At 40.6% G+C, this 11,327-nt stretch carries 18 protein-coding genes; all 18 read right to left on the bottom strand.

Features of this window, described 5'->3' with window-relative positions; all coding sequences use genetic code 11:
* Positions 1–303: 303 nt before the first annotated feature.
* Entirely contained in the window at positions 304–1,089 is a 786-nt protein-coding gene (gene truA / locus QZ548_RS00445) for a tRNA pseudouridine(38-40) synthase TruA (RefSeq protein ID WP_295867244.1), read from the bottom strand.
* On the bottom strand, positions 1,086–1,889 hold the full coding sequence (locus QZ548_RS00440; protein WP_295867241.1) for an energy-coupling factor transporter transmembrane protein EcfT: 804 nt from the start codon (positions 1,887–1,889) through the stop codon (positions 1,086–1,088). The genes truA and QZ548_RS00440 overlap by 4 nt, the downstream gene beginning before the upstream one ends.
* The gene (locus QZ548_RS00435) at positions 1,879–2,739 is read right to left on the bottom strand and encodes an energy-coupling factor transporter ATPase (protein WP_295867240.1); all 861 of its coding nucleotides are present in this window, start codon (positions 2,737–2,739) and stop codon (positions 1,879–1,881) included. The genes QZ548_RS00440 and QZ548_RS00435 overlap by 11 nt, the downstream gene beginning before the upstream one ends.
* On the bottom strand, positions 2,739–3,686 hold the full coding sequence (locus QZ548_RS00430; RefSeq protein WP_295867234.1) for an energy-coupling factor transporter ATPase: 948 nt from the start codon (positions 3,684–3,686) through the stop codon (positions 2,739–2,741). Before QZ548_RS00430 ends, QZ548_RS00435 begins: the two co-directional genes overlap by 1 nt.
* Positions 3,687–3,967: 281 nt before the next feature.
* Positions 3,968–4,303: a 50S ribosomal protein L17 gene (gene rplQ / locus QZ548_RS00425; protein ID WP_005377090.1), complete on the bottom strand. Its 336-nt coding sequence runs from the start codon at positions 4,301–4,303 to the stop codon at positions 3,968–3,970.
* 12 nt (positions 4,304–4,315) lie between these two features.
* Positions 4,316–5,320: a DNA-directed RNA polymerase subunit alpha gene (locus QZ548_RS00420; protein WP_105089704.1), complete on the bottom strand. Its 1,005-nt coding sequence runs from the start codon at positions 5,318–5,320 to the stop codon at positions 4,316–4,318.
* A gap of 71 nt (positions 5,321–5,391) precedes the next feature.
* Positions 5,392–5,781 (bottom strand): 30S ribosomal protein S11, encoded by a 390-nt coding sequence (gene rpsK, locus QZ548_RS00415; RefSeq protein WP_004695151.1) that lies wholly within the window; start codon positions 5,779–5,781, stop codon positions 5,392–5,394.
* A 19-nt stretch (positions 5,782–5,800) separates the two neighbouring features.
* Complete coding sequence (rpsM, locus tag QZ548_RS00410) at positions 5,801–6,169, bottom strand: 30S ribosomal protein S13 (RefSeq protein WP_004695149.1); 369 nt, start codon at positions 6,167–6,169, stop codon at positions 5,801–5,803.
* 23 nt (positions 6,170–6,192) lie between these two features.
* Complete coding sequence (rpmJ, locus tag QZ548_RS00405) at positions 6,193–6,306, bottom strand: 50S ribosomal protein L36 (protein ID WP_004695148.1); 114 nt, start codon at positions 6,304–6,306, stop codon at positions 6,193–6,195.
* Between the two features lie 26 nt (positions 6,307–6,332).
* Entirely contained in the window at positions 6,333–6,551 is a 219-nt protein-coding gene (gene infA, locus QZ548_RS00400; protein ID WP_004695147.1) for a translation initiation factor IF-1, read from the bottom strand.
* 23 nt (positions 6,552–6,574) lie between these two features.
* On the bottom strand, positions 6,575–7,345 hold the full coding sequence (map, locus tag QZ548_RS00395) for a type I methionyl aminopeptidase (protein ID WP_005385514.1): 771 nt from the start codon (positions 7,343–7,345) through the stop codon (positions 6,575–6,577).
* A 3-nt stretch (positions 7,346–7,348) separates the two neighbouring features.
* A complete protein-coding gene (locus QZ548_RS00390) occupies positions 7,349–7,912 on the bottom strand; it encodes an adenylate kinase (RefSeq protein WP_005385513.1) in 564 nt (187 codons plus the stop codon).
* Between the two features lie 12 nt (positions 7,913–7,924).
* Positions 7,925–9,187 carry a preprotein translocase subunit SecY gene (gene secY, locus QZ548_RS00385; protein WP_060923781.1) on the bottom strand — a complete coding sequence of 421 codons (1,263 nt, stop codon included), beginning with the start codon at positions 9,185–9,187 and terminating at the stop codon, positions 7,925–7,927.
* 1 nt (position 9,188) lies between these two features.
* Positions 9,189–9,632, bottom strand: coding sequence for a 50S ribosomal protein L15 (gene rplO / locus QZ548_RS00380; protein ID WP_060923780.1), 444 nt, complete (start codon positions 9,630–9,632; stop codon positions 9,189–9,191).
* Positions 9,633–9,654: 22 nt separating this feature from the next.
* Positions 9,655–9,834, bottom strand: a complete 180-nt coding sequence (gene rpmD, locus QZ548_RS00375; protein ID WP_004695138.1) for a 50S ribosomal protein L30 — start codon at positions 9,832–9,834, stop codon at positions 9,655–9,657.
* A 14-nt stretch (positions 9,835–9,848) separates the two neighbouring features.
* Entirely contained in the window at positions 9,849–10,352 is a 504-nt protein-coding gene (rpsE, locus tag QZ548_RS00370; protein ID WP_004695136.1) for a 30S ribosomal protein S5, read from the bottom strand.
* A gap of 18 nt (positions 10,353–10,370) precedes the next feature.
* Positions 10,371–10,733: a 50S ribosomal protein L18 gene (gene rplR, locus QZ548_RS00365; RefSeq protein WP_004695135.1), complete on the bottom strand. Its 363-nt coding sequence runs from the start codon at positions 10,731–10,733 to the stop codon at positions 10,371–10,373.
* Between the two features lie 35 nt (positions 10,734–10,768).
* Complete coding sequence (gene rplF, locus QZ548_RS00360; protein ID WP_295782855.1) at positions 10,769–11,314, bottom strand: 50S ribosomal protein L6; 546 nt, start codon at positions 11,312–11,314, stop codon at positions 10,769–10,771.
* Positions 11,315–11,327: the final 13 nt, after the last annotated feature.

Raw genomic sequence — 11,327 nt, 5'->3', positions numbered from 1 at the left:
CATTTTCCAGATAAAATCTTTACGTTTTTGCAAGAGATTCACCCTCCTTAGGATAAAAATTACACTGCTGACAAGAGTCTACCTTACTATGTTAATGTTTTATAGTACGAACCTGTCTATATCGTCATTGTATCATGTATATTTTGGGTTTACAATGTATCATTTCACATAATAATAGGTATAAATTAAGGCATTATAACTAAAAATTATAAGAAAAAAGGATACTACATGCTATGTAGTATCCTTTTAGTATTAATAGTTATCGTTTTAAATAAATTATAGGAGAATGTAGTCTATACAAAATTATATAGAATATTTATTCTGTAATACCTCTTGCTGCCGTTCTTCGGTAAAAAAGATTTCCTCTAGACACAATCCTTGAGCTGGTGCCGTTTTACCTATTACACGGCGATCTTTAGCTGCTAAATAGCCCTTAATATCCTCCACCTTGCGTCTTCCCAGTCCTACATCGACGAGCAATCCTGCAATATTGCGAACCATGTGATATAAGAAGCCATCACCTATAACAGAAATGGTAACATGAGGACCTTCGGCCTCTACATGAATTCCCATGATTGTTTTTACTGGATCTGCAGGTGTTGAATTCGTACCCTTTAAGGTTGTAAAGTCATGCGTGCCTAATAGTTCATTACCGGCCGCTTGCATAAGCTCAATATTAAGAGGCTTCTTAACGTGCCAGTGGTATCGTTTTGTCAATGGATTGGCAATGAGCTGATTATGGATAGTATATACATACTCTTTACCATATATATTCCATCGCGGCTTCCAATCGAGTGGTATTTCCACCGCCTCAAGAACAACTATATCCTTTGGGATATGAGCAATCATAGCGCGAGGAATATTTTCTGCCGGTATAGCTCCAGATGTTTGGAATGTACAGACTTGAAACTTCGCATGTACCCCTGCATCTGTTCTAGAAGCGCCGTAGATTTGAATTGGTTCATTACAAATTTTTGACAATCCATATTCTAAACAGCCTTGCACCGTTAAGCCCTTATCGTCAGGTTGCTTTTGATAGCCTGCTAAGTCAGTGCCATCATAAGCGACTATAATCCGTATATTTCTCATAGATCAAGCCACCATAAAACGATGAGTAAAATGGTAACCAAAATGACAGCGCCTACGCCGATATAATCTACATAGGTAACTTGTAGTTCTTTCATGCGCGTACGATTCACACCGCCTCTATAACAGCGAGCCTCCATGGCAATCGCTAGTTCATCAGCGCGTCTGAAAGCACTAATAAATAATGGTACTAAGAGAGGTACCATGTTTTTAGCACGTTGAATGATGGAGCCTGTTACAAAATCTGCACCACGAGCAGATTGAGCTTTCATAATACGATCTGTCTCATCTAGTAGTGTAGGAATAAATCGCAATGCAATGGTCATCATCATTGCTAATTCATGAGCTGGCACACCAATACAACGGAATGGATTGAGCAAATGTTCAATACCATCGGTCAAACGAATTGGTGATGTCGTATAAGTCAATAAAGACGAGAACAGAATTAAAAAGATTAATCGCGCCGCCATTTGTAGACCCATAGCCACGCCTTGATCTGTAATATTGATGATCCACCATTGGAAGATTGTATTACCTGGTGTTGTAAAGATATGAATACCCATGGTAAATACGATGATAATCCAAAGTGGTTTAATAGCTGACCACATCAAGCGTAATGGCAATCGTGATAGCAACATAGCAAAGATTGTAAATGCCCCTACTAAGCCATACGCAAGAGGAGAGTTCGCTAAGAAGATGGCTACTACGAAGATTGTGGTAGCAATAATCTTTGCACGAGGATCCATACGATGTAAGAAGGAGTTTCCTGGGAAGTATTGCCCTATAGTAATGTTATTTAACATGGCTACCTCCTTCTAGAATGGCTTGTACTGCATCATCTACGGATAATACACGATTAGATACATCTAGTCCCTGTTCACGCAAATACTCCATAGTGACAGATACTGGTGGTACGTCTACACCAACAGCTTGTAATTCATCACGATGATTATTAAAGATATCCATCGGTTGCCCATCGAGAACGATACGACCTTTATCAAGGACTACAAGGCGAGATGCCATGCGCGAAATATCTTCCATATTGTGAGATACAAGGATTACCGTAATACCCTTTTCTTTATGAAGGCGAATAATTTCCTCAAAGATTTCTTCACGACCAAATGGGTCAAGGCCTGCAGATGGTTCATCAAGAACTAGGAAGTCTGGATTCATCGCCACTACACCAGCAATGGCAACACGACGCATTTGACCACCAGATAGGTGGAATGGAGAACGCTCTGCATAAGTATCATAGTCGAGGCCTACAAATTTCATGGCATCTCGTACGCGTTCATCCACTTCATCTGCACTAAGGCCTAAGTTTTTAGGACCAAATGCAATATCTTCGGCAATGGTTTCTTCGAATAATTGATGTTCAGGATATTGGAACACCATGCCTACCTTATGACGCATCTTTTTAGCTTCCTCTGTAGAAGCGCTAATATCTACACCATTAACGGTAACCGTTCCTGTTGTAGGATGTAATAAGCCATTCAAATGTTGTACAAAGGTAGATTTACCAGACCCTGTATGGCCAATGATACCTAAAAACTCACCGTTTTCAACAGTAAGAGATACACCATGAAGGGCCGTTTTTTCAAATGGAGTGCCTACACCATAGGTATAGGTAATATTATCTAATACAATCGCCATTAGTGTACGCCCTCCCCTCTTACGACATCTAAATTTTCATTGATAGGAGAACTCATTTTGTGAGCACCTACGTTATGTTCACTTAGTAATTGATCAGCCAATTTAGAATGTTTTAGACCTTCTGCTAATTCTTCATTGTTGATGATACTCTTACCTACTTCATAACCTTTTTCATTCAATTTGAAAGCAATTTCAGACGCCACAGGTACATCGAGGCCAAGTTCTTTTAAAGTATCTACATGGCTAAAGATTTCACGAGGGGTGCCATCATGTAACTTCACGCCATTTTTCATTACCACCACACGGTCAGCCGTAACAGCTTCCTCCATAAAGTGTGTTATGTATACGATAGTAATACCTTCCTCTTTATTTAGTTTATGAACTGTTTCAAGTACTTCACGACGACCTTTAGGATCGAGCATGGCTGTTGGCTCATCAAGGACGATACAATCTGGTTTCATAGCAAGTACGCCGGCAATAGCAATGCGTTGCTTTTGACCACCAGACAACAAATGAGGACCATGTTCTCTATATTCAGTCATATTTACAGCCTCTAACGCTGCATCGACACGTTTTCTAATTTCTGCGCTAGGAATACCTAAGTTTTCTGGGCCAAAGGCAACATCCTCTTCTACGACAGCCGCCACAATTTGGTTATCAGGATTTTGGAATACCATACCTACATGTTGGCGTATATCCCAAATATGCGCTTCATCGCGCGTATCATAGCCACATACATTGATATAACCTTCACTAGGTTGTAATAGCACATTAAAATGCTTAGCTAGTGTACTTTTACCACTACCATTTGTACCGATGATACAAACAAACTCGCCACGCTTAATAGATAAGTTTACATCATTTAAGGCATGTACATCATTGCCATTTTCATCGGTATAGATATGACTCATATGATTGACCTCAATCATAATGTCTTTTTCATTCATGGATAACCTCATATCTTTCTAGTCAATTTCGTTTCTATAAAAGTAGAACCATTTACAAATCAATCAATCCTATATTGAGCTTACTAGCATCAATATAATATGTCCTGTTCATACACTTAGAATGAAATAGTATCTAAGTATTCTGTAAAAGGTTAACAATAGACATTTAATATTTACGATAACTGCTAATATATTACGATATTTTACTCATCGATTGTACCATAAAATTGACAATAAAAAAACGGTGCTGCAACATAAGTTACAACACCGTATGAGTTTGATTAAACTAACTCGATAATAGCGCAAGGTGCAGCGTCACCTTTGCGAAGACCAGTTTTGATTACACGAGTGTAACCACCTTGACGGTCTGCATATTTTGGAGCAATTGTATCAAACAATTTTTTTACTACGCTTTCATCCATGAGGTATGCAAGAACTTGGCGACGTGCATGAAGATCACCACGTTTAGCCAAAGTTACCATTTGATCAGCTAAAGAGCGAAGTTCTTTCGCTTTAGCTTCTGTAGTTTCAATACGCTCATATTGGAAGAAAGATGTTAACATGCTACGGAACAACGCTTTACGAGCGGAGCTGTCGCGGCCTAATTTTCTGTACATTCGTCTTCCTCCTTATTCGCCTTTTTGTTTAAGTTGAAAACCACCTGGATGATTGTTGAGTTTTTCCTCAATTTCATCGATGGATTTTTTGCCTAAATTGCGAACTTTTCCTAAGTCATCAATGGTTTTGTCTAGCAAATCTGCAATTGTATTAATGCCAGCACGTTTCAAGCAGTTATACGCACGAACAGAGAGTTCCAACTCATCGATGGAAATCTTTGCTGGGCCGTCATCTACAGCTGGTTCTTCATTATCAGAACCTACTGGATCAACAACGATACCGCCTTCACCTGTGTTTACATCTACAACATCTGCAGAGTGCGCTAATTTAGTGAAGTTCCCTAAATAACCAATCATAATGGCAGCAGATTTTGCCACTGCATCAGCAGCAGTAATGGAACCATCAGTCCAAACTTCTAATGTAAGTTTGTCAAAGTCCATTTCATTGCCTACACGAACATCACTCACTTCGTATTTGGCACGAAGAATTGGAGAGAAGATGGAATCGATTGGAATACAACCGATTACATCTGTGTCTTTTTTATTCTTCGTAGAAGGAACGTAACCTTTGCCACGTTCAATCACTACGTCCATTACGAGATGAGCTGTCTCATCCATAGTCGCAATCACTAGTTCAGGATTCAATACTTCCACTTCTGGTGGGAATTGCTCAGCTAAGTCAGCAGCTGTCAATACACCATCCTTTTGGAAGTCAAAGTGAACTTCCAATGGTAGTTGCACATCTTCTTCAACTTTGATGCACAATTGCTTTAAGTTAAGGATGATATCCGTAACGTCTTCGCGAATACCAGGAATAGTAGAGAATTCATGAAGAACTCCATCAATTTTGATAGAGGTGATAGCTGCCCCATCCAAGGATGAAAGCAAAATTCTGCGTAAGCTATTACCGAGAGTGATACCATAGCCACGATCTAATGGTTCGCATACGAATTTACCATAGCGACCGCCTTCGGCGATGTCCACTTTCTCGATTTTAAGTTTCTTTTCTTCGCTCATCAGGAACATCCTCCTATACAACACACGTTCATAGTTTAATTATAGCACCGTATCAAATCGGCCGCTATTAATTATACACGACGGCGTTTTGGAGGGCGACAACCATTGTGAGGAATTGGAGTTACGTCTTTAATGGAAGTAACTTCAAGACCTGCAGCTTGTAAAGCACGGATTGCAGCTTCACGGCCGGATCCAGGACCTTTTACGAATACTTCAACAGTGCGAAGACCATGTTCCATTGCAGCTTTAGCAGCTTGTTCAGCAGCCATTTGAGCAGCGAATGGAGTGGATTTACGGGAACCACGGAAGCCCAAGCCACCAGCGGAAGCCCAAGACAACGCATTACCGTTTGTATCTGTCAAAGTTACGATAGTGTTATTGAATGTAGAACGAATATGAGCCGCACCGGATTCAATATGTTTCTTTTCTTTTCTTTTAGTTCTAACAACTTTTTTAGCCACGCTTTATCCCTCCTTTATCTTATTTCTTTTTACCAGCAATTGCTTTTCTAGGACCTTTGCGAGTACGTGCATTCGTTTTAGTACGTTGACCACGAAGTGGTAAACCCATACGATGACGTTTGCCTCGATAGGAGTTGATTTCAATTAAGCGTTTAATGTTAAGAGCTTCTTCACGACGAAGGTCACCTTCAACTTTGTAATCAGCATCTAACAATTCACGGATTTTCGCTACTTCATCTTCAGAAAGATCACGAACACGTGTGTCAGGATTGATGCCAGTTTTAGCAATGATTTCAGATGCTAAAGTTGGACCAATACCATAAATATAAGTTAAACCAATTTCCACTCGTTTATCACGAGGTAAATCTACACCGGCGATACGTGCCATCTAATCATCCACCTCCTATCAGATTATCCTTGTTTTTGTTTATGTTTTGGATTTTCGCAAATAACCATTACACGGCCTTTGCGTTTAATGATTTTACATTTTTCGCATATCTTTTTAACTGATGGTTGAACCTTCATTAGTACCTCCTTTGTGGACCCTATGCTTATTTGAAGCGATAGGTGATGCGACCACGATTTAAGTCATACGGTGTCAGTTCCATAGTAACTTTATCACCAGGAAGAATACGGATAAAATTCATACGCATTTTACCTGACACATGAGCCAATACGATATGACCATTTTCCAATTCAACTTGGAACATGGCATTCGGTAAAGCCTCAACTACCGTACCTTCCACCTCAATAACGTCTTCTTTTGACATATCTTTTCCTCCGGTTACCTGTTTTATTTAATTAACCGCGGTTCATCACGCATGGTTAATATTTCAGGGCCGTTTTCTGTAACAACCACTGTATGTTCGAAATGAGCAGCAGGTTTACCATCTACGGTAACTGCTGTCCAGTCATCCCCTAATACATGAACACGATAACTACCCATTGTAATCATCGGTTCAATACACAATACCATACCTGGTTTCATTAAAGGTCCTTGATCAGGACTACCATAGTTTGGTATTTGCGGATCTTCATGCATTTCGCGGCCTAAACCATGACCTACGAAGTCGCGAACGACACCGTAACCATGTTTCTCACAATACGTTTGAACAGCGTGACCGATAGCACCGATACGGTTGCCAACTTTCACTTGTTCAATTCCCTTGAACAGACTTTCTTCTGTAACTTTTAACAATTTCATCACATCTGGTTTGACGTGACCGATAGGAATCGTCACAGCCGAATCGCCGTGATATCCATCAATAGATGATACAAGATCAATACTGAGGACATCACCGTTTTTAAGCTTACGCTTAGCGCTCGGAATACCATGAACAACTTCATCATTGATAGAAGCACAGATTGTAGCAGGGAATCCATAGTACCCTTTACAACTTGGTATACCACCGTGGCTGCGAATATATTCTTCGGCAATTGTATCTAACTCAAGCGTCGTGATGCCAGGTTTAGCCTTTTCTACTAACAAGGACAACGTGTCTGCTGTAAGCTTACTTGCCTTGCGGATACATTCAATTTCATGGGGCGATTTTAAAATAATCATGGATTATTTCTCCAAAGCCTTAATGATGTCAGCAAATACTGCGTCTACATCTTGTAAACCGTTAATTTCTTCATATAAGCCGCTGTTGCGGTAGTAATCAATTAAAGGTTTAGTAGATTCTTCGTACACAGCTAGACGTTTCTGTACTGTTTCAGGGTTATCATCAGCACGATTTTCTAGAACAGCTCGTTCGCTAATACGTTTAACTAATTCCTCGGAAGGAACATTTAAGTTAAGTACAGCGTCCAAAGAAATTCCTAATTCTTTAAGGATTGCATCCAAGGACACAGCTTGCGCTGTTGTTCTTGGGAATCCATCAAGAATAAATCCAGATTTGCAGTCATCTTTCACCAAGCGATCACGTACGATACCAACAGTTACACTGTCAGGTACCAATTGACCAGCATCGATGTATTTCTTAGCCTCAACTCCAAGAGGTGTTTCGTTCTTAATCGCAGCGCGGAACATATCACCTGTTGAAATTTGGGGAATACCGTATTTTTCAATAAGTCGAGCTGCCTGAGTGCCTTTACCAGCACCAGGAGGTCCCATTAATAGAATATACATATTGTTTCCCTCCTATTTCACAAAGCCTTTATAGTGGCGTGTTACCATGAGCGACTCAATTTGTTGCATTGTATCAAGTGCTACACCTACAACGATGAGAAGAGCCGTACCACCAAAGTATACGCCTTGGACGCCGGTAATGCTACCGAGGAAATTCGGTATAATAGCAACGACAGCTAAGAATACAGCGCCAGCCAAAGTGATCTTGGTCATCACGTTATCCACATAATCAGCAGTTGGTTTACCCGCACGAATACCTGGGATAAAACCACCGTATTTTTTCATATTATCTGCCATATCTGTAATGTTGATAGAGATTGCAGTATAGAAATACGTAAAGATAAAAATCAATAATGCATACAATGCCGTTTGTAACGGCGTACCCCATGTAAAGAGATCCGCAGCTTTATGAACATATTCATTGTCAATAAATTGCGCAATCGTCACAGGGAACATCAACACAGATGACGCAAAGATAATTGGGATTACACCTGCCTGATTGACTTTCAACGGCAAGAATGTAGAGTGACCACCGTACATTTTACGACCTACTACGCGTTTAGCATATTGAATCGGAATACGACGTTGGCCTTGTGTAACTGCAACTACGACAGCAATCATCGCAAGAGCAATTACAGCAAATAAGAATGCTTGGAACATATTGATTGTTCCGTTTTGGATATATTGATAAATAGTTTCTAAACCATCTGGTAATCGAGCTACGATACCAGCAAAGATGATCAAAGAAATACCATTACCTATACCATATGCTGTGATTTGTTCACCAATCCACATCAACAAGCATGTACCTGCTGTTAGGATGATGGCCACAACGAATACACTAAGGAAATCATTATTTACCAAAGCGTTGTTTGCTCTAAGAGCAAATGCCATGCCTGCGGCTTGTACAAAGCCGAGGACTACGGTGCCATAACGAGTTACCTTCGCTATTTTCTTACGCCCGTCTTCACCATCTTTACTCCATGCTTCAAACTGAGGAACTACAGACTGAAGCAGTTGCATGATGATGGAAGCATTGATGTAAGGTGTAATACTCATTGCAAAGATAGAGAACTTACTAAGCGCACCACCAGCAAACAAGTCTAATAGACCGAATAGGTTACCGGATGTAAACAAGGATTCGATAACAGACGCATCAACGCCTGGAACAGGAATGTGGATACCAGCTCTAAAGATGGCAAACATCATTAATGTGTAAAGAATCTTATTACGTAATTCGGTAATCTTAAAGATGTTCGAGAGGCTATCTAGCACCCTAGATCACCTCTACTTTTCCGCCTGCTGCTGTAATTTTTTCTTCAGCAGATTTAGTGAAGCCATTAGCGATAACTGTTAAGTTTTTAGTTTCCAATGTACCGTTACCTAAAATACGAATGCCATCGCGTACATTTTTCAAAATGCCAGCTTCAATAAGAGCTACTGGATCAACTGTTGCACCGTCTTCAAAACGGTTCAATTGTTCTACGTTAACTTCAGCATATTGTTTAGCAAAAACGTTGTTGAAACCACGTTTTGGTAAACGACGATAAAGAGGCATTTGGCCGCCTTCAAAACCGGAGCGAACGCCACCGCCAGAACGGGAGTTTTGACCTTTTTGACCACGACCAGATGTTTTACCCAAGCCAGAACCTAAACCACGGCCTACACGAGTACGAGCTTTTTTGGAACCAGCAGCTGGTTGTAATTCATGAAGTTTCATTCAGTGCACCTCCTTATCAGTATTAAACTTCTTCAACTTTTACTAAATGTCTAACTTTGTGAAGCATACCTTCAATTTGAGGTGTTACTTCTTTTACAACTTGAGAATTAGTTTTTTTCAAGCCCAAAGCTTTAACTGTCGCGCGTTGATCTTCAGGACGACCGATTAAGCTTCTTGTTAATGTTACTTTAACTTGTGCCATTTCTTGTCTCCTTATTACGCGTTATAAATTTCTTCAACGGTTTTACCACGAAGTTCAGCAACTTCGCTAGCGCGTTTCAAATCTTTCAAACCTTCGATTGTAGCGCGAACCATATTGTTAGGGTTAGAAGAGCCCAAAGATTTAGTCAAGATGTTACGAACACCTACTAATTCCAATACGGCACGAACAGGGCCACCAGCGATAACGCCAGTACCTTCAGCAGCTGGTTTCAAGAATACGCGGCCTGCGCCGAATACGCCTGTTACGCTGTGAGGGATTGTACCATTTTTAATTGCTACGTTTACAATATTTTTCTTAGCATCATCGATACCTTTGCGAATTGCTTCTGGTACTTCCGCTGCTTTACCTAAGCCAACGCCTACATAACCGTTGCCATCACCAACAACTACAAGAGCGCTGAAGGAAAAACGACGACCGCCTTTAACTACTTTGGCTACGCGGTTGATGAATACTACTCTTTCTTTAAGATCAAGACTGGTGTAGTCAATTCTCGCCATGTCTATAGTTCCTCCTTCTTAGAATTTTAAGCCTGCTTCACGAGCACCTTCTGCAAGGGCTGCTACGCGGCCGTGGTAAATGTAACCACCACGGTCAAACACTACAGTGTCAATGCCTTTAGCGATAGCTTTTTTAGCAACTGCTTCACCAACAGCTTTAGCAGCAGCTACGTTACCACCATAGGATAAGTTCAAATCTTTATCTAAAGAGCTAGCAGCAACCAAAGTTGTACCTGCTACGTCATCGATTACTTGTGCGTAAATGTTGCTCAAAGAACGGTAAACGTTCAAACGTGGGCAAGTTGCCGTACCAGAGATGTGACGGCGAATACGAAGATGACGTTTTGCTCGAGCGATATTTCTACTAGATTTACGAGGCAAGATATTCACTCCTTTCATTCATATAGATGATATTACTATTTACCTTTTGCACCAGCTTTACCAGCTTTACGACGAACAACTTCGCCTTCATAGCGGATACCTTTACCTTTGTAAGGTTCAGGTTTTCTCCATTTACGGATATCAGCTGCTACTGCGCCTACAACTTCTTTGTCTGCACCAGAAACAACGATTTTGTTAGGAGCTGGAACTTCAATTGTAATACCAGCTGGAGCTTCCATTTCTACTGGATGAGAGAAGCCAAGTGTAAGAACTAATTTATTGCCTTGTTTAGCCGCTCTGTAACCAACACCGTTGATTTCAAGAGTTTTTGTGAATCCTTCAGATACGCCTGTTACCATATTAGCAACAAGAGCGCGAGTCAAACCGTGAAGGGAACGATGAGCTTTATTGTCGGAAGGACGAGCTACTGTAATTGTGTTACCTTCAACAGTGATATTCATATCTGGATGCAAATCGCGAGATAATTCACCTTTAGGACCTTTTACGTTCATATGATGGTTATCATATGTAACAGTAACGCCTGCAGGGATCTCGATAGGCATTCTACCGATACGTGACATTATTTCTACCTCC

Origin of the sequence: uncultured Veillonella sp. (assembly GCF_915069625.1) — a bacterium.
Taxonomy (GTDB): domain Bacteria; phylum Bacillota; class Negativicutes; order Veillonellales; family Veillonellaceae; genus Veillonella.
This window is presented reverse-complemented; position numbering and strand designations above follow the sequence as displayed.

Bases quoted from the DNA above. Each gene is read 5' to 3' on its own strand.
- truA (WP_295867244.1), bottom strand. From the start codon at position 1,089: ATGAGAAATATACGGATTATAGTCGCTTATGATGGCACTGACTTAGCA.
- QZ548_RS00440 (WP_295867241.1), bottom strand. From the start codon at position 1,889: ATGTTAAATAACATTACTATAGGGCAATACTTCCCAGGAAACTCCTTC.
- QZ548_RS00435 (WP_295867240.1), bottom strand. From the start codon at position 2,739: ATGGCGATTGTATTAGATAATATTACCTATACCTATGGTGTAGGCACT.
- QZ548_RS00430 (WP_295867234.1), bottom strand. From the start codon at position 3,686: ATGAATGAAAAAGACATTATGATTGAGGTCAATCATATGAGTCATATC.
- rplQ (WP_005377090.1), bottom strand. From the start codon at position 4,303: ATGTACAGAAAATTAGGCCGCGACAGCTCCGCTCGTAAAGCGTTGTTC.
- QZ548_RS00420 (WP_105089704.1), bottom strand. From the start codon at position 5,320: ATGAGCGAAGAAAAGAAACTTAAAATCGAGAAAGTGGACATCGCCGAA.
- rpsM (WP_004695149.1), bottom strand. From the start codon at position 6,169: ATGGCACGTATCGCCGGTGTAGATTTACCTCGTGATAAACGAGTGGAA.
- rpmJ (WP_004695148.1), bottom strand. From the start codon at position 6,306: ATGAAGGTTCAACCATCAGTTAAAAAGATATGCGAAAAATGTAAAATC.
- infA (WP_004695147.1), bottom strand. From the start codon at position 6,551: ATGTCAAAAGAAGACGTTATTGAGGTGGAAGGTACGGTAGTTGAGGCT.
- map (WP_005385514.1), bottom strand. From the start codon at position 7,345: ATGATTATTTTAAAATCGCCCCATGAAATTGAATGTATCCGCAAGGCA.
- QZ548_RS00390 (WP_005385513.1), bottom strand. From the start codon at position 7,912: ATGTATATTCTATTAATGGGACCTCCTGGTGCTGGTAAAGGCACTCAG.
- rplO (WP_060923780.1), bottom strand. From the start codon at position 9,632: ATGAAACTTCATGAATTACAACCAGCTGCTGGTTCCAAAAAAGCTCGT.
- rpmD (WP_004695138.1), bottom strand. From the start codon at position 9,834: ATGGCACAAGTTAAAGTAACATTAACAAGAAGCTTAATCGGTCGTCCT.
- rpsE (WP_004695136.1), bottom strand. From the start codon at position 10,352: ATGGCGAGAATTGACTACACCAGTCTTGATCTTAAAGAAAGAGTAGTA.
- rplF (WP_295782855.1), bottom strand. From the start codon at position 11,314: ATGTCACGTATCGGTAGAATGCCTATCGAGATCCCTGCAGGCGTTACT.